Consider the following 23,783-nt stretch of genomic DNA (forward strand, 5'->3'; position numbering starts at 1 on the left):
TTTAATTCAAAAGTACATTATTTTATGGTTAGTAAAAACCAAATAAAGCTTATCTCAAGTTTACATCAAAAAAAGCGACTGTTTTGCTAATCAATTATTTTTTGCTGAAGGAGTAAAAGTAATTCAAGAATTGTCGCAATCCAATTTTGAATTAGAACATTTATACACTACATTAAATGATTTCGAAGCAGTTCAAACTTCAAAACGTACTCTTATTAATGAACAAGAACTAAAAAAAATAAGTGCTTTAACAACTCCAAATACTTGTCTGGCTGTTTTTAAAATTCCCGCCGAAAAGAAAATAATCGATTCAGGTTTAATTTTAGCCTTAGACGATATTAGGGACCCTGGAAACCTGGGAACTATTTTACGTCTGTGCGATTGGTTTGGTATTAAACAAGTAATTTGTTCTAAAGAAACAGTAGATATTTACAATCCAAAAGTTGTACAGGCAACAATGGGTTCCATTACGAGAGTAAACATAAATTATGTTGATTTAAAATCTTTTCTTGTTCAAACTAAACTGCCAGTTTTTGGAACTTTTATGGACGGAGCTAATATTTATCAATCAGAATTACCTCAAGATGGGATCATTATTATGGGTAATGAAGCCAATGGTATTTCAGAAGAGATTGAAAAAACAGTAACCAGCCGCCTGACAATTCCTAGATTTGGAGAGCTTCAAAAAACCGAAAGTTTAAATGTAGCTACTGCAACAGCAATTATTCTTAGTGAATTTAAACGAAAGAGTTAAGATTTTGTTTTAATGAAAAGTAAAATTTATTAAAATAGCTCTGGATTTCATCGAATCGATGTTGTCTGTCCATCCACTTGCCTGACCAGGATTGTCACGAATCAGTTCATTTGTAATTCCAAACATTCCTCTAATAGATGGAGAGAAAATAAAATATTCTGTAAAAAGATCAATTCCTACACCTAATTCATAAGCGGCTGTCCATTGTTTGACTCTGAATTTTTGTTCAAAGTTATCGTCTTTAGATTTAGCATTACTCGATAAATTTAAAGTTGTAGACACACCGCCAACCAAGAAAGGACGAACGTTTCCTGTACGTAAGGCAGAAAATTTCAACAATAAAGGGAAATGGATATAAGTACTGTTTACTTCTCTTAAATAATCATTTTCCGAGGTGAAATTTGGGAAATATAAATCACGTTTTGTGTAGTATAAACCAGGTTCAAAACGAAGACTAACGTATTCCTGTAATCTCAAATCGGCAACAACACCAACATTAAATCCAGTAGTTTTCTTTACTTGAATATCCTGCTGGGTTTTGTAATCAAATTTAAAGTCAAAACTATTGAAACCCAAATAATATCCAAAGTAGACACGTCGCTTCTGAAAGTTTTCAAGGTTAATAATAGGGTCTTTGCTAAACATATTTTTAGCAAATTGAGAATACCCTTTTGTCGCTAAGACCAACAAAAATAAGATTACAGCTTTTTTCATACTATTTTTTAGATGCAGAATAAATCGTTGCGACACCAAAAGTTTGAGGCATTGCCACAACATCTATAAACCCAGTTTTTCTCAAAATATTGTTTAAGGCTTCTCCATAAGGGAAAGCAGCAGCAGATTCAGATAAATAACCATAGGCGTCATTATCTTTAGAAAATAATTTTCCAATAAGCGGTAATATATTTTTGCTATAAAAAGTATAACCTTGTTTGTAAGGAAATTTATCTGGAACCGAAGTTTCTAATATCACAAAAACACCATTTGGTTTAAGAACCCTTAAGATTTCGGCAAAACCTTTTTCCAAATTTTCAAAGTTTCTCACGCCAAAACCAACAGTTATAGCATCAAAATAATTATCCTCAAAAGGCATATTTTCAGAATCGCCTAAAACTAATTCAATAGTATTAGAAAGGTTTTTTTCCTGAACTTTCTTTTTTCCAACTTCCAGCATTCCGGCAGAAATATCTAAGCCAATAATTTTTTCAGCATTTGTTTGAGACAGTAAAATAGCCAAATCACCAGTTCCTGTAGCAATATCCAAAATTACCTTTGGTTTTTTGTCTGAAACTATTTTTAATACTTTTTTGCGCCATTTTACATCAATACCAAACGAAATGACACGATTCAAATTATCGTAATTCCCAGAAATGGTGTCAAACATTTGGGTTACCTGCTCTTTTTTTCCTAGTGAAGAGTCTTTATACGGAGTTATTTTTTCAGACATTTTTTTTATTTAGGCAAATATAAACAATCTAGTTTAACTGTAATTGAGTTTTTTAATTTGTAAAATAAATGTTTGAATGATTTATTTTAAAACTAATTATTGAGATAATCCGGCATCCCTAAATCTAGGTATTTTGACAAAACCACTAAAACGCGGTATTGTCCAATCTCTCTTTTATGAGCAACTTTGTCAAAGTAAAAATGATTAAAGTTTTAATGATTGGTAGTACCAAAAGACTTAAGCAGATGGTTACTTTTTGCACTTGTAATTTCATTTGTTCTTGAAAAAGTTTTGTAAAGTATTGTTCTTGGGGGGAAATACTATTTTATAGTGCAAAATACGTTCTTAGGATTAAATTTGTTTTTGGAAATTTTAATTTTCTGCCTTTAATATCTTAGTGGTATTTGTTATTAAAGGCTTTTGAGACTCTGTCTCAATAACATTAAATGTTATTCAGTTATTTCAAATGTTTATGACATTTGTGATTTTTAAACAAAACTATTCTTGAGTAAGTCAGGTCTAAAAAATCAATCGTTTTAAAAACATCCTCCTACAAGAGGATGTTTTTTTATTTATTTTCTAATGTAAGTTTCATAAGTATAATCGTAAAGATGCTTTTCGTCTTTTTGATTTTCTTCAGATTCTACTAAAGTCCATTCACTTTTATTGATTTTCGGAAAAAAAGTATCCGCTTCAAAGCTGTGATGAACTTTTGTTAATTCTATTATATCTGTAAATGGAAGTGCAAGATTGTAAATTTCTCCGCCGCCAATAATATAAGTATCTTCATTTTCTGGACATACGGCCAGTGCTTTTTCTATGCTGTCTACAACAATACATCCTTCTGGCTGATAATTTTCCTGACGAGTGATCACAACATGTACACGATTTGGTAATGGTTTTGGGAAACTCTCAAAAGTTTTTCTTCCCATAATAATATGATGACCTGTAGTAAGTGCTTTAAATCGTTTAAAATCATTTGGCAGATGCCATACTAATTCATTGTTTTTTCCAAGCGCATTATTTTCAGTCATGCCGCTATCATTATAATCATGGTATTTTTAACTAAATTTTATTTTCGTTCTCTTCATTAATAGAAGATTCAAGCTGGCTGATTCTTTTTTGCTGTAAAGCAACCAATCTGTCTACTTGTTCTCTTTCCCATTTTTTATTCATAAAACGGTCTGTGATATAAACTTTTATAAAATGTAAAATAAAAATAAAAAGCCAGATTGTAATACCCCAAATACACCAGTTTTGAGTTGTTCCCTGTCCAAAACCAAAAAATCTATTCGCAATAAATAAAAACAAACTTCCCAGCAGGAAAAGAACAAAATGAAAATATAAGATCTTTTTTTGTCTTAATCGCCTTCTAGCGTATTCGTATTGTTCGTGTACTTCTTTTTCCATAAGATAAAAATCAGATTATAAAGTTAAAACTTATTTTTGAAAGTCAATATTTTGGAAGTAGAATATTTGTTTAAAAAGCATCTGAGAATTTGAAATGCAGAATTTTAAGCACCTTAAATTATGGATAAAGCTAAAATAGCACGCTGTTTTTAATATTATGACAAATCGATTAGAGTATTGGTGCGAGTTTGGTCGATTTTATTTAATTTTAGATGTATAAATCTAAAAACTAAATAGTTATGTCTTTGAAAAAACAATTTATCAAAACGAAGCCAGTTTGTAAAGTAACATTTTCTATAGATGCCAAAGATGCTGATACGGCAGCAGTCGTTGGAGATTTTAACAACTGGGATCCTTCAGAAGGAGTTCTAAGTAAGTTAAAAAACGGAACTTTTAAAGCTACTTACGATTTGGTTAAAGATGCGATTTACGAATTTAAGTACGTAATCGACGGTGCTTATGTAAATGATCCAGAAGCAGATTTCTATAAATGGAATGATTATGCCGGAAGTGAAAATAGTGTTTTAGTTGTATAAAAAAATCCGCTTTAATTTTTAAAGCGGATTTTTTTATAATTATACAGCAACACTTCCTTTTATGGCAGGATGCGGGTCATATTCTACTAATGTAAAGTCATTAAAATCAAAATCAAAAATGTTTTTAATATCTGGATTTAGAATCATTTTTGGTAATGGTTTTGGCTCACGTGTCAATTGCAGTTCTAACTGTTCAAAATGGTTATTGTAAATGTGCGCATCGCCAAAAGTGTGGATAAAATCACCTGCTTCTAAATCGCATACTTGTGCAATCATCATCGTTAATAATGCATAAGAAGCAATATTAAAAGGAACGCCTAAAAATATATCAGCACTTCTTTGGTACAACTGGCAAGACAATTTTCCTTTAGTTTCGCCTTTCTCCAAATCTGGAGCCGCTACATAAAACTGAAAAAAGGCATGACATGGAGGCAAAGCGGCTTTGTTGTTCGCCACATTTTCTTCAAAAGATTTTTTAGTATCTGGCAAAACAGAAGGGTTCCATGCTGAAACCAGCATTCTGCGACTGTTTGGATTTGTTTTTAATTCGGTAATCAATTCAGTAATCTGATCAATTTCTTCACTGTTCCAGTTACGCCATTGATGTCCGTAAACTGGTCCTAAATCACCATTAGAATCTGCCCAATCATCCCAGATTTTTACTCCGTTTTCCTGCAGGTATTTTATGTTCGTATCTCCTTTTAAAAACCAAAGCAATTCGTAAATGATCGATTTTAAATGGAGCTTTTTGGTTGTAACCATTGGGAAACCTTCACTTAAATCAAAACGCATTTGATAACCAAAAACACTTTTTGTTCCAGTTCCAGTTCTGTCTCCTTTTTGGTTTCCGTTTTCTAAAACGTGTTTTACTAAATCTAAGTATTGCTTCATTGTTGTTTAATCGTTTATACGTTTAATTGTTTATTCGTGTAAATGTTTAATCGATTAAACGAATAAACAAATCAACGATTAACCATTGAAAATTTATCTTTTCGAGATTTCGTCTCTAATTTTTGTCGCTTTTTCGTAATCTTCCTGAGAAACGGCTTGATCCAAAAGTTCGTTCAGTTCCTGCAAAGTATGTTTCGCATATACTTCTCCAGACTGATTGGTTTCTTCTTCGTGTCCAAAAGTTTCAGGGTTAGAAAGTACATCGTCAATTTCCTGAGAACCTTGATCGGTATCTGCGGTATTTGACTTTAAATAAATTCCCGCTTTATCTAAGATATTTTTATAAGTAAAAATCGGAGCGCTGAAACGCAATGCCAAAGCGATTGCATCAGAAGTTCTGGCATCGATAATTTCTTCAATTTTATCTCTTTCGCAGATTAAACTTGAATAAAAAACACCGTCAACCAATTTGTGAATTATAACTTGTTTTACCACTATGTCAAATCTTTCTGCGAAGTTTTTAAACAAATCGTGTGTTAACGGGCGTGGTGGTTTTATTTCTTTCTCTAAGGCAATAGCTATCGACTGGGCTTCAAAAGCACCAATAACAATAGGCAGTTTTCGTTCACCATCAACTTCGTTCAAAATTAAGGCATAAGCGCCGTTTTGAGTTTGACTGTATGAAATTCCTTTTATAGATAATTTTACTAGACTCATATATGTTTGTAAAAAAGGCACTTAGAGCCTTGTTTTATTGCTTTTTTTGTTGGAAAAATAAAGTCGCAATTTTAATCAAAAAATATGGAACAAAAAAGCCGCCTATAAACAAAGATACAATATCTTGTTTTTAGGCAGAGAAATATTTTTGAAGAGAATTCTTGAATTAAGAATGTTGCGCTTTAAAAGCTTTTAATTTCTCTGTTAACTGCGGTACGATTTCAAAAGCATCACCAACAATTCCGTAATCCGCAACTTTAAAGAAAGGAGCTTCTGGATCGTTATTGATTACCACTTTTACTTTTGATGAGTTAATACCAGCAATGTGCTGAATAGCTCCAGAAATACCTACAGCAATGTATAAGTTGGTTGCAACTGGTTTCCCTGTTTGTCCAACGTGTTCGCTGTGAGGTCTCCATCCTAAATCTGAAACTGGTTTAGAACACGCAGTCGCGCCGCCTAGAACAGCAAGCAAGATCTTCGATTAATCCCCAGTTTTCTGGACCTTTTAAGTCGCGTCCGCCAGAAACTACGATATCAGCATCTGCAATAGAAACTTTTCCAGAAACTTTTTCAACAGATTCTACTTTTACTCCAAAGTCATTTTCTCCAATTGATGGATTAAAATCTTCTTCGGTCGCAGATCCTGCACTTTCAAAAATTCCATAAGAGTTTTTAGCTAAACCAAGAACTTTTACGTCTGTATCGATTTGTGTAATGTTGAAAGCTTTGTTTGAGAAAGCATTTCTTTTTACCTGAAATGGAGAAGTACTCACTGGTAATCCCACAACATTTGAAGCAAAACCAGCATTTAATGATACCGCAACTAATGATGAAAGGTAGATGCTATCTGTAGTTGAAGAAAGTAAAACTACTTTTGTTCCTTCTTTTTCAGCGACTTGTTTGATTACATCGGCGTAAGCCTTAGCGGTAAAACCAGCTAATTTATCGTTATTTACTTTTAAAACTTTATCAACTCCGTATTTAGCTAATTCGCTTACGTCGCTAATGTTTACTGTTAAAGCTGTAACAGTTGTTCCTAAACTTTCGGCTACTTTTTTTGCGTAAGAAGCTAATTCGAAAGCTACTTTTTTAAATTTTCCTTCTGCAGATTCTGCATATATTAATATTGACATGATAATTTTAGATTTTAGATTTGTGATTAACGATTTTAGATTTATGATTAACGATTTTAGATTAACTAATTTTTTGATTTTAAATCTGCAATCAAAAATCGTTAATCTTAATTCATCAATAAAATATCTTAAATCACCTTAGCCTCGTTGTGTAATAAATTGATTAACTCATCTAAATTATCTGCGGCAATTAATTTTACTGCTGATTTTGGAGCTGGTTTTTCGAATTTAACCGCTTTTGTATTTGAAGGAGCGTCAACTGGCTCAAGAATAGTTAAAGCTTTAGTTCTTGCTGTCATAATTCCTCTCATGTTTGGAATACGCAGATCTTTTTCTTCAACAAGACCTTTTTGTCCGCCAATAATTAAAGGAAGAGTAGTGCTTACCGTTTCTTTTCCACCGTCGATTTCACGAACTGCTTTTACGTTATTTCCGTCAACAGTCAAAGCTGTACAAGAATTTAAGAAGTTAGAACCTAAAATTCCAGCGATCATTCCAGGAACCATTCCGCCGTTGTAATCTAAAGATTCTTTTCCTGCAATTACAAGATCGTAACCTCCGTTTTTAATTACTTCAGCCAATTGTTTAGCAACAAAAAAGCCATCAGTAGGATTTGCATTCACACGAATTGCTTCGTTAGCACCAATTGCCAAAGCTTTACGCAATGTTGGTTCAGTATCAGGACCTCCAACATTTACAACCGTTACATTTGCACCTTGTTGTTCTTGGAACCAGATTGCACGTGTAAGTCCAAATTCGTCGTTAGGGTTAATTACATATTGTACGCCGGCTGTATCAAATTCTGAATCACCGTTAGTAAAGTTAATTTTTGAAGTAGTATCAGGCACATGGCTGATGCAAACTAGTATTTTCATAAGTATATATTTTGAATTTATAATATGCTTTTACAAATTTAGAATTTAATTTGGAATAATTATACTATGCATGCATAATATTTTTTAAAACTATTACGATTTCGCAGTTTACATGGTTTTGGATGATTTTCATCGGAATCTAAAAATAAAAAACGAACCATTTTGCCTGATTGTTAGGAATATTGCAATATTGGAGGCATTTCAAACTGTTAATTTTTGTCTTAAAAATACTATTCTTTTAAATTTTACGTTTTTGTGAATGAGTTTTGGAGAAACAGGAATTACACAAATAGATTAAAGTTTGTATAAAAAATAATTTTGATGATTTAAGTGTGAATTATACGCTATTATATCGATTTCGTAAATATCACAATTAACATTAAAAAGTTAAAAGCTAAAGAACGAAAGAACTTCGTGCGATTTTAAATTCAATTTATGCTTTTAAGTTATTTAAAATATTTATTTTTGCTCTTCAGAAAATTCAACATACAATATAAATATGAGAACAATACAATTTAGAGAGGCCATTTGCGAAGCGATGAGTGAAGAAATGCGTCACGATGAATCCATATATTTAATGGGCGAAGAAGTTGCAGAATACAACGGAGCATATAAAGCTTCAAAAGGAATGCTTGCGGAGTTTGGCGAAAAAAGAGTAATCGATACTCCAATTGCTGAGCTTGGTTTTACAGGGATTGCAGTAGGTTCAGCGATGAACGGTAATCGTCCGATCGTAGAATATATGACATTCAACTTCTGTTTAGTTGGTATTGATCAAATCATAAATAACGTCGCTAAAATGCGTCAAATGACAGGAGGACAATTTAATGTGCCTATCGTTTTCCGCGGACCAACAGCTTCTGCAGGTCAATTAGGAGCGACTCACTCACAAGCTTTAGAAAACTGGTTTGCTAATACTCCAGGTCTTAAAGTTGTTGTTCCTTCAACTCCTTATGATGCAAAAGGACTTTTAAAATCTGCAATTCGCGATAATGATCCAGTAATTTTCATGGAATCTGAGCAAATGTATGGTGACAAAGGTGAAGTGCCAGACGGAGAATACACAATTCCATTAGGAGTTGCTGATATTAAACGTGAAGGTACAGATGTAACTATCGTTTCTTTCGGAAAAATTATCAAAGAAGCTTTTATTGCAACTGATGAATTAGCTAAAGAAGGAATTTCTTGTGAAATTATCGACTTAAGAACAGTTCGTCCAATGGATAAAGATGCAATTCTTAAATCGGTTAAAAAAACAAACCGTTTAGTAATTCTTGAAGAAGCTTGGCCATTTGCAAGTATTTCTTCTGAGATTACATATATCGTTCAAGAGCAGGCGTTTGACTTCCTTGATGCGCCAATTCAACGTATTACAACTGCAGATACTCCAGCACCTTATTCGCCAGTATTGCTAAAAGACTGGTTGCCAAATGCTGGTGATGTAGTAAAAGCAGTTAAAAAAGTATTGTACAAATAATACATATTTAAAATACTCACAAAACTTCATCATTCATTGTTAATTGATGAAGTTTTTTTTTGCCCAGATGATGAAAAGAATAATTTTACTCAGCCTATTTTTTGTATTCGCATTTGCGACTATTGCTACTGCACAGACGAAAGTGAGTGGAATTGTTTTGGACAAATCTAATCAGCCGATACCATTTGCAAATGTTGTTTTTAAAGGTTCAAATACCGGAATTGTTTCTAATGAAGATGGTCGTTTTTACTTAGAATCACCAAATACCTATACAGCATTATTAGTAACCTCGGCAGGGTTTTCAGATAAAGAAGTTCCTTTAGAAAAAGCAGTAAATTATAATTTTAATATTGTTTTAGGCGAAGCCGAAGCACTTAATGAAGTTGTAATTTTTACGGGTAAAACTTCTAAAAAGAACAATCCCGCACTAGATATTTTGAGAAAAATTTGGGAAAGAAAGCGTAAAAACGGACTTTACCAATTTAATCAATATCAAATGCAGAAGTACGAAAAAGTAGAGTTTGATATGAATACTATTGATAGTGCCTTCATGAAAAACAAACTTTTTAAAGGCATGGAGTTTATCTTTAATCATGTTGATACTTCAGATGTTACGGGGAAAACATATCTTCCAATTTTCATCAATGAATCGGTTTATGATGTTTATGGCGATAATAAATTAAAGAAAGTAAAAGAAAATCTTACTGGGAATAAAATGTCAGGTTTCAATGGAAATCAGCAGATTTTATCTTTCGTAAAAGATCTTTATTCAGACTACAATATTTACGATAACCACCTTAAATTTTTTGATAAAAGTTTCACAAGCCCGCTTTCAAAAACCGGAATTGATGTTTACAATTATGTATTAAAAGACAGTGCGTATATCGATAAAAAATGGTGTTACAATATTGTTTTCTATCCAAGACGTAAAAACGAATTGACTTTTAAAGGAGATTTTTGGGTCAACGATACCACGTTTGCCATCAAAAAAATTAATATGGGCGTAACTAAAAGTGCCAATATTAACTGGGTAAAAGATATTTATATTGAACAGGAGTTTGAAGTAGATAACGATTCTGTTTTCCTTTTAACCCGCGATTATATGATGTCTGATTTTGCTTTGAACAAAAAAGAAAAATCAAAAGGAGTTTATGGAAAACGAACGACATTGTATCGCAATCATAAATTCAATATTCAGAAACCAGAGAAATTTTATAAGGAAGAAGTCAATTTTATAGACAATGCCGTCTATGAACGACCGCCTGAATTTTGGGAAGAAAATCGTTTTGAGAAGCTAAATAAAGACGAAGCAGGTGTTTATAAAATGCTGGATACTTTACAGACCGTCAAGCGATTTAAGCAATTGTATAATCTCGTCTCGATTTTAGGAAGTGGTTATGTCGAATTTAAGAATTTCGATTACGGGCCTATTTATTCCACTTTTGGTTATAATGAAGTGGAAGGTTTGCGACTAAGAGTAGGAGGAAGAACTTATTTTGGACCAAACGACCCTTGGCGTATACAAGCCTATACAGCATACGGATTTGATGACAATAAATTCAAATACGGACTTTCTGGAAAATGGATGGTCGATAAGAAAAATAGAGTTATTATTTCTGGAGGAAACAGACGTGACATCGAACAAATTGGTGCTAGTTTAACCACTACAAATGATGTTTTAGGACGAAGTTTTGCTTCTTCCGCTTTGTTTACAACTGGTAGTAATGGTAAACTGACCAATATTAATTTGACTAATCTTTCTGTAGAGATGGAGGCCAAAAAGAATTTTATTGTTTCGGCAGGATTCTCCTATCGAACATTAGAATCGGCTTCGAAAACTTTTAGTTTAGATTATTATACAACACTGCCAACTGCGACAAATCCGACGGGAGTTGTAAAAAGCGATGTAAAGCAGACAGAAGCCAATATTCAGTTTGAATATATGCCAAATCGTAAAACAATTGGTTACGGTGTGGAGAGAGATTTAGTTGACAGTCCTTTTAGTCATTTCTTTGTGAACTTTAGTTATGGTCTAAAAGGAGTTATGGACAGTGACTTTGCTTACGAAAAAATACAGATTTTTTACAAACAGCCTATCATAATCGGGCCTTTAGGAAGATCAAATATTATTGTAGAAACGGGAAAAACATTTGGAACAATTCCGTTAGGATTAATGAGTGTAATTCCTGGTAACCAAACTTATTTTACGATTGAAAATACTTTTAGTAACCTTAATTTCTACGAATTCGTAACAGATCAATATACTACTTTGCAATGGAATCATGATTTTGGCGGAAGATTATTTGCCAGAATTCCTTTTATGAGAAAATTGAACTGGAGAGAGTTTATTGGTGTTAGGGCAGTTCATGGAACCATTTCTGATGCTAATCGTGCCATTAATGCTTCTGGATTACCATATAACGCTCCGGAAAAAGTATATTGGGAGTATAACGCCGGAATTGGAAATATCTTCAAAGTTTTTAGAATTGATTTTTCTTGGAGAGGAAATTATCTAGATATGCCTGACGCTCATAAATTTGCTATAAAAGGATCTTTTGGATTCTATTTCTAAATATAAATAAAGGTTCAAAGATTCAAAGTTACAAAGTCGCAAAGGTTTAAATTCTTTGCGGCTTTTTTTATGGCTGATATTTTATTTCACGCAAATTTTAAAGTTTAACTGAAATTAAATATCTGCTCGATCTGCAGAATCTGCGAGCAAAAAAACTTTGCGTCTCTGCGACTTTGCGAGATTCTTTTTTCTTTAATTTTGAAGTAGATTTAAAGTAAAAAACCATGCAGGAAGCAATTGATTTTTTAACCAATAAAAATCCAATATTTCGAGAAATAATCGAAAAATACGGGTTACCGCCAATTCCAAAGCGTCCGCAGGGTTTTGAAACTTTGGTATTGTTGATTCTCGAACAGCAGGTTTCTATAGATTCGGCGAAAGCCACATTCTTAAAAATTAAATCCTACACCACTTGTAATCCAGAAACAATGATTGTGCTTCCTGATGAAGAATATCGAAATCTTGGTGTCAGCCGTCAGAAAACAAAATACATTAAGATTTTAGCGGAAGCGATTTTAAATAAAGAATTAGATGTTGAAAGTTTAGCTTCAAAATCTGCAAAACAAGTTCGGGAAGAGCTGATTAAGCTAAAAGGAATTGGAAACTGGACAATTGACATTTATTTAATGTTTTGCCTTCAAGAACCAGATTTGATTCCGTTAGGAGATATTGCAGTCGTAAATACGATCAAAGAATTACTGAATATTCACGACAAACAGGAAATGGAAACACATGCCGCACAATGGAGTCCGTATCGGTCTTATGCGACCTATTTGCTCTGGCATTACTACTTAAATAAGCGAAACAGGAAAATTGCATATTAACTATCTGTTATATAAATGGAAAAGTATATTAATTATTGAATAAAGTTCATATATTAATGTACTTTTTTCATTGTAAAAAAGGATTCTTTGGTTACTTTTGCAAGCGAAATTATAGATATAATAAAAAACGAAAATGACCGCAGACAAATTAACAACTTTCGATGTATTAATCGAAATACCAAGAGGAAGCAGAAATAAATACGAGTACGATTTTGAAATTAAAAGAATGCGTTTCGACAGAATGTTATTCTCTTCAATGATGTACCCAGCTGATTACGGATTTATTCCAGAAACTTTAGCACTTGATGGGGATCCTCTTGATGTATTAGTTTTAGTAAACGAACCAACTTTTCCTGGATGTGTTATGGAAGTTAAGCCAATTGGTGTTTTCCACATGGCAGATGATAAAGGACCAGACGAGAAAATTATTTGTGTACCAGTTTCAGATCCAATCTGGAATTCATTAACAGATTTATCAGATATGAATCCTCACTTAGTAAAAGAAATCGAGCATTTCTTTCAAGTGTACAAAGATCTTGAAAATAAAAAAGTAGATGTTGAAGGATGGGGAGATGTTAATGAGGCATTTGCAATTATTGCTGAGTGTACAAAACGTTTTAACGATATTGAAAACAAACCAGAGGGATTATTTAGTATTAGATAATTTTTACCCTGTTCTATTATAAAAAAAGCAATACTCCCGTCAGGAGTATTGCTTTTTTGTTTAAATTCGTTTCAGTTAGATTGTTGACTATTAACCAAAACCATTAAAAATTATGAATGCATTTATGATTTATCTGCCAATTGTAATGGCAGTTTTAGGATTACTTTTCATGGGAATAAAAAGGACTTGGGTTTTAAAACAAGATGCTGGAGACGGTAAGATGAAAGAGATTTCAGATTACATCTATGAAGGAGCCTTAGCCTTCTTAAAAGCCGAATATAAACTATTAACCATATTTGTAATTATTGCCAGTTTAGCGTTGGCAGGAATTACTTTTATCCCAGGTGTAAAAACACATTTATTAATCGTAATTGCATTTATTTTTGGAGCATTATTTTCTGCTTATGCAGGAAATATTGGTATGAAGATAGCAACTAAAACAAACGTTAGAACTACTCAGGCAGCACGTACAAGTTTACCGCAGGCATTAAAAGTATCTTTTGGCGATGGAACCGTAATGGGTTTAGGTGTTGCTGGTCTAGCCGTTTTAGGTTTGACTACTTTTTTTATAATATTCTTTAATCTTTTTTCCGATGGAGTTTGGAAAGATACTGAAACAATGACTGTTGTTTTGGAAACCCTTGCAGGATTTTCACTTGGTGCCGAATCAATCGCTTTGTTTGCCAGAGTGGGAGGCGGAATTTATACCAAAGTCGCCGACGTTGGAGCCGATTTAGTAGGTAAAGTAGAAGCAGGAATTCCAGAAGATGATCCTCGAAATCCAGCTACAATTGCAGATAACGTAGGAGATAACGTTGGAGACGTTGCTGGTATGGGAGCCGATTTATTCGGTTCGTATGTAGCAACTGTTTTAGCCGCAATGGTACTTGGAAATTATGTTATAAAAGATATGGGAGGCCGTATCAATGATGCCTTTGGCGGTATTGGTCCAATTTTACTGCCGATGGCAATTGCTGGTTTCGGAATTATATTTTCTATTATAGGAACACTTCTAGTAAAAATATCAGATGATAATGCAAAAGAAGCACAAGTGCAGAAAGCATTAAATATTGGAAACTGGGTTTCAATTGTTTTAACAGCTGTTGCTTGTTTCTTTTTAGTTCAATATATGCTCGCCAGAAACCATGCAGATGAGTTTCTTTGGCGAAGGATCAAAAGCAATTTCGTCATTGCGTGTTTTCTACGCGACATTGGTCGGATTAGTGGTTGGGGGTGCTATATCATCGGTAACAGAATATTATACAGGATTAGGGACAAAACCAGTATTGGCAATTGTTCAAAAATCGTCTACTGGAGCGGGAACAAATGTAATTGCTGGTTTGGCAACAGGAATGATTTCGACTTTTCCAACCGTAATTTTATTTGCTCGCAGCAATCTGGATTTCGTATGCTTTGGCAGGATTTTATGGAGTGGCGCTGGTCGCTTCGGCAATGATGGCTACAACAGCAATGCAATTAGCAATTGATGCTTTCGGACCAATTTCTGATAACGCGGGCGGAATTGCAGAAATGAGCGAATTACCGAAAGAAGTTCGTACAAGAACCGATATTTTAGATTCTGTTGGAAATACAACTGCGACAACTGGAAAAGGTTTTGCAATTGCTTCTGCGACTTTAACTTCATTGGCTTTATTTGTCGCCTACGTAACCTTTACAGGAATTGATGGAATTAATATTTTTAAAGCACCAGTTTTAGCAATGTTATTTGTCGGCGGTATGATTCCGGTTGTTTTCTCTGCTTTAGCTATGAATTCTGTTGGAAAAGCGGCAATGGATATGGTTTATGAAGTGCGTCGCCAGTTTAAGGAAATTCCAGGAATTATGGAAGGAACTGGAAAGCCAGAATATGGAAAATGCGTTGAAATTTCTACAAAAGCGACTTTACGTGAAATGATGCTTCCAGGGATTTTAACGATTGGTTTTCCAATTGCGATTGTTCTTTTAGGAAAGTTAGTTTATGGAGATAACAATCAGTTAATTGCTGAAATGTTAGGAGGATATATGGCTGGAGTTACCGTTTCTGGAGTTCTTTGGGCAGTTTTCCAAAATAATGCGGGAGGTGCGTGGGATAATGCGAAAAAATCTTTTGAAGCAGGAGTTATGATCAATGGTGAAATGACCTATAAAGGTTCTGACGCACATAAAGCGACTGTTACTGGAGATACAGTTGGAGATCCGTTTAAAGATACTTCTGGACCATCGATGAATATATTAATCAAATTGACTTGTTTAATTGGTTTGGTAATTGCACCTATTTTAGGTTCAGGAAATGTTCCGTCAGATATTGCTGGTAAAACTTCTTGCTGTGCAAAAACGGAACTGCACGCAGGAGGAGTTTCTAAATGCGGGGATATGTCTGGAATGACAAAAGAAGAATGTATTAAAATGTGTAAAGAAAAAGGCTGTTCTCCAGAAGAAACTGCTAAATGTCTGGCGCATTTTGACACAACGGGAAAATATCAAAAAACAGACTGTTTTGATACCAGTAAATATGAAAAAAAATCTGTTCGTGTTGACTTAAGAAATGATAACGGCAAAACAGTTGGGACTGTTACCAAAACAGAAAACGGAAAAACAACTACCGAAGTTTACGAAGGAACAGAAGAAGAAGTTCAAGCAAAAATAAATACAGCACAATAATTTCAGCTATCCTAACAGGTTTCCAAAACCTGTTAGGAAAAACAAAAAATGCCTCTAAAATTTAGAGGCATTTTTTTTATTTCCGTGTTATTTCATGAAATCAGTGTTTTCTAAAACAACCCATTTAATTCAGCATCAATTCTATTTATGATGTTTCCTAAATCTTCCGGATTATCGACAAAATTGATGTTATCCACATCAATAATTAATAATTTTCCTTTTGTGTAAGTCTGAATCCAAGCTTCATATCTTTCGTTCAAACGGCTTAAATAGTCGATCGAAATTGAGTTTTCGTATTCGCGTCCGCGTTTGTGAATCTGCCCAACCAGATTAGGAATAGAACTTCTTAAATAAATTAGTAAATCTGGTGGTTTTACCAAAGATTCCATTAATTCAAACAAAGAGGTATAATTTTCAAAATCGCGACTTGTCATTAATCCCATCGAATATAAATTGGGAGCAAAAATATAAGCATCTTCATAAATCGTTCTGTCCTGAATGATTTTTTTACCGCTTTCGCGAATTTGTCGCACTTGACGAAAACGGCTGTTCAAGAAATAAATCTGAAGGTTAAATGACCAGCGTTCCATTTGATGGTAAAAATCGTCTAAATACGGATTGTCAACCACATCTTCATAATGAGGCTCCCATTTAAAATGTTTCGCTAATAATTTGGTCAGGGTGGTTTTTCCTGCGCCTATGTTTCCTGCTATTGCTATGTGCATTACGGTGTTACGATTTTATAATTTAATATATCTGCGACTGTAAAAATAGATAAAATTTGGTCTTTGTAATAAAAATTGTCAAAGGTTTTTTCTAAAATTTTAATCTCAGAAATTACTTCAATATTTGACTCGCTCATCCTTTTTAAATACAGTAAACTATCCTTACTGAAAATATATTGTGTAGCATTAATTATTTCAATTTTATCAAAAGCATCAATCTTGCCCAATGAAGTAATTTTACCAAAAATGTCGCAGGAAAACCAGTTGTTATTTTTATCTATCCAATAAAAAGTATTAAAGTCTGTCTGATAATATTTAATTGGTTCTGTCAGCGGAATTGAAACGGTTTTGTATTCATTTTTTAAATAATCAAAAAGACCAATTTGTTGATTTAAAGTATTGTAAATCCATAACTGATTTTGAGTTGACATTCCGATTGCGACAACTACGATAGGCGTTTGATTTTGCGAAAAATTAATTTCGGTTATTTTATTCAATTGATTATCCAATAAAACGACACTATTAAAATCTTCATAAAACAAAACCATTTTCAGCGGATTTTGTAAATCAACTTTCGTTATTTTTCCAAGAGAAACGTTTTTATACTCAAAAATCTCTTTTCCTTTTATTTTGCTGAAAACATTATTAGTAATTTGATACGAATAACCGAAAGAATCGTATCCTAAAAACTTGTCCGAATTGTTTTTAAAATGAGAAATTAAAGTAGGATTTAGAATAGAATTCTGAGCGTTCAGTGCAGTAAAAGTGCAGTAAAGGAATAAGAAGAATAAAAGTTTTTGCACAGTTTTAGGCATTGAAATAGATTTACAAAGTACCAAATTACAAAAAATCTCCCTTTAGAAATTCATTTTTATCAGTTAAACCTTTTTTTATTGTAATAGTCTAAAAAATAACGGGTTTTGTCTATAATCTGACTCTTTTAATCTATTTAATTTTTAGGATTTTAAAATTAATAATACATTTGAATGTAAGTTTTCTCGGATTTACTCACTTTTAAAGAAAAATAAATGAAGAAAATATTTTTTTATATGTCATTGATGCTTGCCTGTACACAAATTCAAGCACAAAAAGATTTTCAAGGAATGGCTGTTTACGAGTCAAAAACACAAGCTCCAAAGTTTGAGGGAATGCGTGGCAACAGAGATATTACGCCCGAAATGCAAAAAAGTATGGAAGAGCGTTTGAAAAAAATGCTAGAGAAAACTTTTATTTTAAATTTCGATAAATCAGCATCGATCTACAAAGAAGAAGAAAAATTAGATGCTCCAGGACAGCAAAATGGTATGCGTGTTATGTTTGGTTCTATGACAGGCGCGACGGTACTTTCTACAAAGATGTCAAAACAAAGTCTTACACGGTTGATAAAGAGTTTATGGGTAAAGAATTTTTGGTTGTTGATTCGTCGCCAAAATTAAACTGGAAATTAGAACAGGAAACCAAACAAATAGGAGGTTATAATTGTTTTAAGGCAACAGCGGTAAAAGAACCTAGTAAAACCGATTTTAGAAATTTCAGACCTAAAAAAACGGATGATAAAAAAGAGGATGAAAAAAAGACTTCTGGCGAAACAAAAACAAATTTTGCAGATAATTTTGAAATGCCAAAAGAAATTTTGGTAACAGCGTGGTATACACCAGAAATTCCAGTAAATCAAGGTCCTGAAAATTATTGGGGACTTCCAGGTTTAATTTTAGAAATAAACGATGGAACAACTACAATTTTATGTTCTAAAATTGTTTTGAATGCCAAAGAAAAAGTGGAAATAAAACCTTCTAAAAAAGGAAAAGTAGTCTCACAGAAAGATTACGACGAAACGGTTGTTAAGAAAATTGAAGAATTTAGAGAAATGAATCGCGGGCGTGCAGGCGGACCACCTCCAATGGGGAGATAAAATTTTTTAAAATTTCCAAATTCCAAAATCCAAATTCCAAAATCCAAAATCCAAATTCCAAAATTCCAAAATTTCCAAATTCCAAATTCCAATATTCTGATAATGAATAAGACACTTTTTATTTTTGCCTTACTTTTTACTTCTATCTGCTTTTCTCAAAGTGTCCGTTTTGATGGATTTATTCAGGATGAACAAAAAAATCCGTTGGAAATGGCCAATATTATGGCTATAAACAATACTACAAAAGCAATGGATTCATATGGAATCACGAATGATAAAGGAAAATTTCAATTGACTTTAAAACCAAACACAGCTTATACGATTAAAGTAAGTTATTTGGGAATGAAGTCTAAAGAAATAACAGTTGCTACCAAAGCTGAAAATATGTCTCAAAATATTGTTTTGGATGGCGCAGGAATTGAATTGGAAGGTGTTGAAATTGTACGTGAAATGCCTGTTTCTATTAAAGGAGATACGATTGTTTATAATGCTGATTCTTTCAAAACTGGAACCGAAAAAAAGCTGGAAGATGTCTTGAAAAAACTTCCGGGCGTTGAGGTAAATGCCGATGGAGAAATTGAAGTTGAAGGAAAAAAAGTAAGTAAATTAATGGTCGAAGGAAAAGATTTTTTTGACGGAGATACCAAATTAGGCGTTAAAAATATTCCTGCAGATGCTATTGATAAAATTCAGGTTTTACGAAATTATAACGAAGTCGGCGCACTAAAAGGTCTTGAAAATGATCAAGATAATGTGGCGATGAATATTAAACTAAAAGACGGAAAAAAGAACTTTTGGTTTGGAGATGTTACGGCAGGAATTGGAGTTGGAGAACTGGACAGTCGTTATATAATTAATCCCAAATTATTTTATTATAGTCCGAAGTACAGCATTAATTTGATTACCAATTTTAATAATATTGGCGAATTGCCCTTAACCGCACAGGATTATTTTAAGTTTACGGGAGGATTTAAAAATATGATGAAAAAGGGAGGCAGTAATTTTAATGTTTCGTCTAATGATTTAGGAATTTCACTGCTTCGAAATAATCGAGCTAAAGAAATTGAAACGAAATTTGGTGCAACAAACTTTGCTTATTCTGTCAATAAAGCATGGAATTTAAGTGGTTTCGGAATTCTTTCTACTTCAAAAACAGATTTGGAAACCAAATCACAGACTACGATTTTAGACTCTGGAGATCAGCAGAGACGTGACGAAAGTACAAGTCAAAAAAATAATTTAGGTCTTTTTAAATTAAGTTCGACTTATAAACCAAACGATAAATTTCAGTTTGATTATGATATCTTAACCAAATTGACAAAACAGGAAGAATACTCAGATTTGTTTAGAGAACAGATTGTGCAGGATGTTGCGACTTCCGAAGATATTTTTACAACAAAAAAACAAAATCCTACATCTGTTAATCAGAATTTGAGTTTGTATTATACACAGAGTGATAAAAATATTTTTGCTTTTGAAATGCAAGCATTTGTATCAGGACGAAAATCCGTTTTATAATGCCAATTTGCAAACACTTCCTTTTGCTTTGTCAGGGTATGTTACAAATCCGGCACAAGTCAGAAACGATTACAACCAAAATCGTTTTGTAAAGACCAATAAACTGGATGCTAAACTGGATTACTATTATATGGTCACGCCAAAAAGCAATATTAATGTTACTTTAGGAAATACTTATTCGTACCAAAATTTTAATTCCCATATTTTTCAAATGCTGGATGATGGAACCAGAAATGATTTGAATAATCCAGAAAATAATAATGACGTAGATTACAATTTTAATGATGCTTTTGTGGGATTTCACTATAAAATTTTGACTGGGAAATTTACATTAACGCCGGGTGTAAGTGTGCATTCATACCAAATGACAAACGGACAGGAGGGAACAGATTATTCTCAAAGTTTCACCAAAATACTGCCGGACTTTTTTGCTTTATACCAAATCAAAAAATCAGAAACGCTGACTTATAACTTCTCTTTGACAAACGATTTTACCGACATTAATCAATTGGCAGCTGGTTACGTTTTATCTGATTACAGTAGTTTATTTCGTGGAAATCGTACTTTAGAAAATGCAACCTCGCAAGTACATTCGCTTCGTTATTTTAAATACAATATGTTCAATTTTGAGAACATTTTTGCCAACGCAACTTATACAAGAAAGGTAGATGCTATTAAGACAGAAGCTAAGTTTGATGGAATTAATCAGTCCTCTGAACCTTATAATTCCAATTTAGCCGATGAAACTTTTTCTGGAATGGGAGCGTACGGTCGATCATTTTTAAAGAATTACAAAGCTTCGGTAAATGCAAGTTTGAACTGGTCAAAGTTTAATAATATTCAGAATGAGGAATTAAGAACAACAGAAAGTTTTGTTCAGAGTTATACGGTAAGAGCTTCAACAAATTACAAAAACCTGCCAAATATTGAATTTGGATACAATCTTTTGGTGAACAAATACAGCGGTTCTACTTTTTATACCGATAAGCCATTTGCTAAGTTAGATTACTTTTTCCTTGATAGTTTCTCTTTTGTTTCGGAGTATGAATTTTACCATTATTACAACGGAGATAAAACGGTTGACAACGAATATGATTTTTTAAGTGCCAGCTTAATTTATCAAAAGAAAAATAGTAAGTGGGAATATAAAGTGTCAGCAACCAATTTATTGAATACGAAATATCTCAACGATGACAGCTTCTCGCAATTCTCAACAAGAGTTTCTCAATATACCGTACAGCCTCGATATATTATATTTTCGATGAAATATAATTTGTAATATAATTTGTCCGAATTTTAAAATTAAGGCGCTTCTTTTAGTAAGAATGGAATATCTTTACGCTAATATTAACAGCCAAATTTTTATATTATGCGCAATTTTATTTGGAGTTTACTGCTATTTACTTCAGTAATTTTTACGTCGTTTGCTCAAACAAATGGTATTGAAAAAGGAACTTATTTGTCCACAAACAAAGGTCAGAAAATCAAACTGAATTTGTTAGAAGATAATAAATACGAACTGGTATTTTATTCTGGAGATTATGAAATAAAAGGAGATTCATTATTATTTGCCAAAAATACTGCAAAGACAAACTAATTTTGATCTCTCTTTTAAAATAGATAAAAAGGCTAAAAATATCAAAGTAAAATTCTTAGATCCGTCTTATTATTCCTTTTATATAGGAACCCAGAAAGGGAAAGAAGAAATTAAATACCAAAGGCTTTCAGATATTAAAACGAAGTCAGATCCTGAATGGAAAAAAACAGACCTAGAATTTGAAATTGAAAAAGTCGCCTTTTTATATTTAGTTTTTGAAGACAATTATAATCCAGCTACAGTTAATAAATATGCACTGCCAAAAGATGTTTCAGAAATAACTATAGGTTATGAATTGGCTGTTTTAGGAGATTTGAAAATCACAGGCTTTTTTGATAGAACTACAAATGAGTTAAAAATCTCTGAAAAATCAGGATTAAATCCTTTGGTTTTTACAAACGAGAAAAATCCTCAGCCCGTAACCAAAACATCAAAAGTTGTTCCTTTGGAAAGCTTATCGATTGAAAATTGGACCTATCCAGGTAAAGAAAATACTTTAGTAAATGAAGATTTCGGTACAGCCGTTGAAGTCGCAGTGGATAGCGCAGCCGACAAATGTAGATTATGCAATTTCATCGCAGGAGTACACGAAATATGATTTTAAATTAAAAATTGAAAATAGCTTAAAGAAAGCTATTGAGTCGACAAAAGAAGCAGATAATAAATTTTTAGTCGTTGCAGTAGACAATAAAACTAAAGGAGCAAAAGAAAGTTTTGATGCTGTCATAAAAGATCAGGAAACGCAGACAGGTTATAATATGTATGATAAATACAATGCTCTTTATGATGTTTACAATTATTATTTGGCTGGAGCCGATGATAAAAAATGGTTGAAAAGTAATAAAATTACTAATGATCCAAGTGTGCTAATTGTAAATGGAGAAGGGGATTTATTAGTCAGCTGCGAAATCAGATTTAACAGCTCAGCAATATCAATTTAGTTATTTTGGAGATCTTTATCTTAAGATTTTAAGAGCAGATGCTTTTGTTTCATTGGACAATGTTTTAAAAAATAAAAAGGCAGACTGACTCAGATTTGATTAAAGCTTTTAATAAAGCAGCTTTATTAGAAAGTTCTTATGATTATGATTCAGAATACACAGTTACAGATCCTAATTCAACAGAGTTTGTAATTACCAAAGTTACTTTGGATAGCAAACAAGTTGCACAAAGCTGGAAAAAATTGATCGAATCGCATCAAAAAGACAAGAATGCGAACATGTATTTGGTTGAAACAATTGTAAAAGAAATCAAAAATCAAGGATTTACAAAACAGCTTTACAATCAAGATAGAATTTTAAACGATACCGATTTCTTAGCGATCGATTACTTGCTTAAACATTCTCAAGAAATAGAAAATAATACCGTCGCCTTTAATAGTAAAGAAGGAGAAATTCACAGTCTTGGAAATGTAGTTTCAGAAATTTCAAATGCTTTACAATTAAACGTTTATGCATCTCAAGATGGAGTTGATGGAACTATTAATAAAGAAAAATTCAATTCTATTTATAAAAAGATAATTGCATCAGGAAAGGGAAATTTTGATGCTTATAGAAATTACTTTGATTATTTAAATCAAACTGAAGACAATGACGGATCAAATACTACTTTTCTAAAAGAATTTAATACTTATTTTGATTCGACTCTGGCAGGAACAAGTCCAATTGAAAAATTAGATGCAATTTTTTCTGGATTAGATTCGAGTTCAAGTTATTCCTACGATGGTTGGAATTCGTTTAAAGATTATCATTCTGACTTGAGTAATAATGCGACTTTGGAATGTAGTACTAAAACCTCAAAATGCGGCCTTTTTGAAAGATGCCATTAAATGGTCAGAATACAGTTTAGTTGTCACTAAAAACAATCCGTATTACTTAGATACTTTGGCGCAGTTGTATTATAAAGACGGCCAAAAACAAAAAGCAATCGAAACACAGACTTTGGCCGTAAAATATTTAGCTGTTGTTGGTGAAGAAGAAACTGCAAACGAAATAAAAGAAACGTTAGCAAAAATGCAAAACGGAACTTATTAATAAACAGTTTGGTTTAAATGCAAAAAAGCCGATT

20 protein-coding genes and 5 pseudogenes are annotated in these 23,783 nt (G+C 32.8%); 15 read left to right on the plus strand and 10 right to left on the minus strand.

Annotation, left to right across the window (positions count from 1 at the left end):
• The first annotated feature begins 24 nt into the window (after positions 1-24).
• Positions 25-754: pseudogene (locus ACZZ95_RS08010) on the plus strand (TrmH family RNA methyltransferase).
• Between the two features lie 9 nt (positions 755-763).
• Here ACZZ95_RS08010 and porT read toward each other — a convergent pair.
• From porT to ACZZ95_RS08030, 4 genes and pseudogenes are all read right to left on the minus strand, one after another.
• A complete protein-coding gene (porT, locus tag ACZZ95_RS08015; RefSeq protein WP_463468654.1) occupies positions 764-1,468 on the minus strand; it encodes a type IX secretion/gliding motility protein PorT/SprT in 705 nt (234 codons plus the stop codon).
• A 1-nt stretch (position 1,469) separates the two neighbouring features.
• A complete protein-coding gene (gene ubiE, locus ACZZ95_RS08020) occupies positions 1,470-2,201 on the minus strand; it encodes a bifunctional demethylmenaquinone methyltransferase/2-methoxy-6-polyprenyl-1,4-benzoquinol methylase UbiE (RefSeq protein WP_095952559.1) in 732 nt (243 codons plus the stop codon).
• A 572-nt stretch (positions 2,202-2,773) separates the two neighbouring features.
• Positions 2,774-3,255, minus strand: a pseudogene (locus ACZZ95_RS08025) (dihydrofolate reductase).
• Between the two features lie 11 nt (positions 3,256-3,266).
• Positions 3,267-3,611, minus strand: coding sequence for a 2TM domain-containing protein (locus tag ACZZ95_RS08030; protein WP_095952561.1), 345 nt, complete (start codon positions 3,609-3,611; stop codon positions 3,267-3,269).
• Between the two features lie 239 nt (positions 3,612-3,850).
• Here ACZZ95_RS08030 and ACZZ95_RS08035 point away from each other — a divergent pair, with 239 nt between their 5' ends.
• Positions 3,851-4,147, plus strand: coding sequence for an isoamylase early set domain-containing protein (locus ACZZ95_RS08035; RefSeq protein WP_463468655.1), 297 nt, complete (start codon positions 3,851-3,853; stop codon positions 4,145-4,147).
• 39 nt (positions 4,148-4,186) lie between these two features.
• On the opposite strand, the gene ACZZ95_RS08040 is transcribed toward ACZZ95_RS08035, so the two are convergent.
• From ACZZ95_RS08040 to ACZZ95_RS08055, 4 genes and pseudogenes are all read right to left on the minus strand, one after another.
• Positions 4,187-5,038: a thymidylate synthase gene (locus tag ACZZ95_RS08040; RefSeq protein WP_463468656.1), complete on the minus strand. Its 852-nt coding sequence runs from the start codon at positions 5,036-5,038 to the stop codon at positions 4,187-4,189.
• A 93-nt stretch (positions 5,039-5,131) separates the two neighbouring features.
• A complete protein-coding gene (locus ACZZ95_RS08045; RefSeq protein ID WP_463468657.1) occupies positions 5,132-5,755 on the minus strand; it encodes a bifunctional nuclease family protein in 624 nt (207 codons plus the stop codon).
• A gap of 166 nt (positions 5,756-5,921) precedes the next feature.
• A pseudogene (locus ACZZ95_RS08050) lies at positions 5,922-6,891 on the minus strand (electron transfer flavoprotein subunit alpha/FixB family protein).
• 128 nt (positions 6,892-7,019) lie between these two features.
• A complete protein-coding gene (locus ACZZ95_RS08055) occupies positions 7,020-7,766 on the minus strand; it encodes an electron transfer flavoprotein subunit beta/FixA family protein (RefSeq protein ID WP_095952566.1) in 747 nt (248 codons plus the stop codon).
• A gap of 499 nt (positions 7,767-8,265) precedes the next feature.
• On the opposite strand from ACZZ95_RS08055, the gene ACZZ95_RS08060 reads away from it, so the two are divergent.
• From ACZZ95_RS08060 to ACZZ95_RS08080, 5 genes and pseudogenes are all read left to right on the plus strand, one after another.
• Positions 8,266-9,243 (plus strand): pyruvate dehydrogenase complex E1 component subunit beta, encoded by a 978-nt coding sequence (locus ACZZ95_RS08060; protein WP_463468658.1) that lies wholly within the window; start codon positions 8,266-8,268, stop codon positions 9,241-9,243.
• 70 nt (positions 9,244-9,313) lie between these two features.
• Complete coding sequence (locus ACZZ95_RS08065; protein ID WP_463471640.1) at positions 9,314-11,815, plus strand: DUF5686 and carboxypeptidase-like regulatory domain-containing protein; 2,502 nt, start codon at positions 9,314-9,316, stop codon at positions 11,813-11,815.
• Between the two features lie 224 nt (positions 11,816-12,039).
• The gene (locus ACZZ95_RS08070; RefSeq protein ID WP_463468659.1) at positions 12,040-12,639 is read left to right on the plus strand and encodes a DNA-3-methyladenine glycosylase family protein; all 600 of its coding nucleotides are present in this window, start codon (positions 12,040-12,042) and stop codon (positions 12,637-12,639) included.
• Between the two features lie 133 nt (positions 12,640-12,772).
• Entirely contained in the window at positions 12,773-13,303 is a 531-nt protein-coding gene (locus ACZZ95_RS08075) for an inorganic diphosphatase (protein ID WP_095952568.1), read from the plus strand.
• 112 nt (positions 13,304-13,415) lie between these two features.
• Positions 13,416-15,964 (plus strand): annotated as a pseudogene (locus ACZZ95_RS08080) (sodium-translocating pyrophosphatase).
• A 110-nt stretch (positions 15,965-16,074) separates the two neighbouring features.
• Here ACZZ95_RS08080 and ACZZ95_RS08085 read toward each other — a convergent pair.
• Both ACZZ95_RS08085 and ACZZ95_RS08090 read right to left on the minus strand, forming a co-directional pair.
• The gene (locus tag ACZZ95_RS08085) at positions 16,075-16,689 is read right to left on the minus strand and encodes a deoxynucleoside kinase (protein ID WP_463468660.1); all 615 of its coding nucleotides are present in this window, start codon (positions 16,687-16,689) and stop codon (positions 16,075-16,077) included.
• The gene (locus ACZZ95_RS08090) at positions 16,689-17,492 is read right to left on the minus strand and encodes a hypothetical protein (RefSeq protein ID WP_463468661.1); all 804 of its coding nucleotides are present in this window, start codon (positions 17,490-17,492) and stop codon (positions 16,689-16,691) included. Before ACZZ95_RS08090 ends, ACZZ95_RS08085 begins: the two co-directional genes overlap by 1 nt.
• 225 nt (positions 17,493-17,717) lie before the next feature.
• Between ACZZ95_RS08090 and ACZZ95_RS08095 the strand changes: the two genes are divergently transcribed.
• The 8 genes and pseudogenes from ACZZ95_RS08095 (at position 17,718) to ACZZ95_RS08130 (ending at position 23,749) form a co-directional block, all read left to right on the plus strand.
• The gene (locus tag ACZZ95_RS08095) at positions 17,718-18,125 is read left to right on the plus strand and encodes a hypothetical protein (RefSeq protein WP_463468662.1); all 408 of its coding nucleotides are present in this window, start codon (positions 17,718-17,720) and stop codon (positions 18,123-18,125) included.
• Positions 18,083-18,601 carry a GLPGLI family protein gene (locus ACZZ95_RS08100; protein WP_463468663.1) on the plus strand — a complete coding sequence of 173 codons (519 nt, stop codon included), beginning with the start codon at positions 18,083-18,085 and terminating at the stop codon, positions 18,599-18,601. Before ACZZ95_RS08095 ends, ACZZ95_RS08100 begins: the two co-directional genes overlap by 43 nt.
• 102 nt (positions 18,602-18,703) lie before the next feature.
• A pseudogene (locus ACZZ95_RS08105) lies at positions 18,704-21,398 on the plus strand (carboxypeptidase-like regulatory domain-containing protein).
• A 90-nt stretch (positions 21,399-21,488) separates the two neighbouring features.
• Positions 21,489-21,716, plus strand: coding sequence for a hypothetical protein (locus tag ACZZ95_RS08110; RefSeq protein ID WP_463468664.1), 228 nt, complete (start codon positions 21,489-21,491; stop codon positions 21,714-21,716).
• Positions 21,688-22,314 carry a hypothetical protein gene (locus tag ACZZ95_RS08115; RefSeq protein WP_463468665.1) on the plus strand — a complete coding sequence of 209 codons (627 nt, stop codon included), beginning with the start codon at positions 21,688-21,690 and terminating at the stop codon, positions 22,312-22,314. Before ACZZ95_RS08110 ends, ACZZ95_RS08115 begins: the two co-directional genes overlap by 29 nt.
• Positions 22,220-22,657, plus strand: coding sequence for a hypothetical protein (locus tag ACZZ95_RS08120; protein ID WP_463468666.1), 438 nt, complete (start codon positions 22,220-22,222; stop codon positions 22,655-22,657). Before ACZZ95_RS08115 ends, ACZZ95_RS08120 begins: the two co-directional genes overlap by 95 nt.
• A gap of 95 nt (positions 22,658-22,752) precedes the next feature.
• Entirely contained in the window at positions 22,753-23,544 is a 792-nt protein-coding gene (locus ACZZ95_RS08125) for a hypothetical protein (RefSeq protein WP_463468667.1), read from the plus strand.
• Entirely contained in the window at positions 23,528-23,749 is a 222-nt protein-coding gene (locus ACZZ95_RS08130; protein WP_463468668.1) for a hypothetical protein, read from the plus strand. Before ACZZ95_RS08125 ends, ACZZ95_RS08130 begins: the two co-directional genes overlap by 17 nt.
• Positions 23,750-23,783: the final 34 nt, after the last annotated feature.

This window comes from Flavobacterium sp. AC267 (assembly GCF_979258715.1).

What these genes read in the sequence shown, in the direction of transcription:
- porT (WP_463468654.1), bottom strand. Translation starts at nt 1,468, where the DNA reads ATGAAAAAAGCTGTAATCTTATTTTTGTTGGTCTTAGCGACAAAAGGG.
- ubiE (WP_095952559.1), bottom strand. Translation starts at nt 2,201, where the DNA reads ATGTCTGAAAAAATAACTCCGTATAAAGACTCTTCACTAGGAAAAAAA.
- ACZZ95_RS08030 (WP_095952561.1), bottom strand. Translation starts at nt 3,611, where the DNA reads ATGGAAAAAGAAGTACACGAACAATACGAATACGCTAGAAGGCGATTA.
- ACZZ95_RS08035 (WP_463468655.1), top strand. Translation starts at nt 3,851, where the DNA reads ATGTCTTTGAAAAAACAATTTATCAAAACGAAGCCAGTTTGTAAAGTA.
- ACZZ95_RS08040 (WP_463468656.1), bottom strand. Translation starts at nt 5,038, where the DNA reads ATGAAGCAATACTTAGATTTAGTAAAACACGTTTTAGAAAACGGAAAC.
- ACZZ95_RS08045 (WP_463468657.1), bottom strand. Translation starts at nt 5,755, where the DNA reads ATGAGTCTAGTAAAATTATCTATAAAAGGAATTTCATACAGTCAAACT.
- ACZZ95_RS08055 (WP_095952566.1), bottom strand. Translation starts at nt 7,766, where the DNA reads ATGAAAATACTAGTTTGCATCAGCCATGTGCCTGATACTACTTCAAAA.
- ACZZ95_RS08060 (WP_463468658.1), top strand. Translation starts at nt 8,266, where the DNA reads ATGAGAACAATACAATTTAGAGAGGCCATTTGCGAAGCGATGAGTGAA.
- ACZZ95_RS08065 (WP_463471640.1), top strand. Translation starts at nt 9,314, where the DNA reads ATGAAAAGAATAATTTTACTCAGCCTATTTTTTGTATTCGCATTTGCG.
- ACZZ95_RS08070 (WP_463468659.1), top strand. Translation starts at nt 12,040, where the DNA reads ATGCAGGAAGCAATTGATTTTTTAACCAATAAAAATCCAATATTTCGA.
- ACZZ95_RS08075 (WP_095952568.1), top strand. Translation starts at nt 12,773, where the DNA reads ATGACCGCAGACAAATTAACAACTTTCGATGTATTAATCGAAATACCA.
- ACZZ95_RS08085 (WP_463468660.1), bottom strand. Translation starts at nt 16,689, where the DNA reads ATGCACATAGCAATAGCAGGAAACATAGGCGCAGGAAAAACCACCCTG.
- ACZZ95_RS08095 (WP_463468662.1), top strand. Translation starts at nt 17,718, where the DNA reads ATGAAGAAAATATTTTTTTATATGTCATTGATGCTTGCCTGTACACAA.
- ACZZ95_RS08100 (WP_463468663.1), top strand. Translation starts at nt 18,083, where the DNA reads ATGGGTAAAGAATTTTTGGTTGTTGATTCGTCGCCAAAATTAAACTGG.
- ACZZ95_RS08110 (WP_463468664.1), top strand. Translation starts at nt 21,489, where the DNA reads ATGCGCAATTTTATTTGGAGTTTACTGCTATTTACTTCAGTAATTTTT.
- ACZZ95_RS08120 (WP_463468666.1), top strand. Translation starts at nt 22,220, where the DNA reads ATGAAGATTTCGGTACAGCCGTTGAAGTCGCAGTGGATAGCGCAGCCG.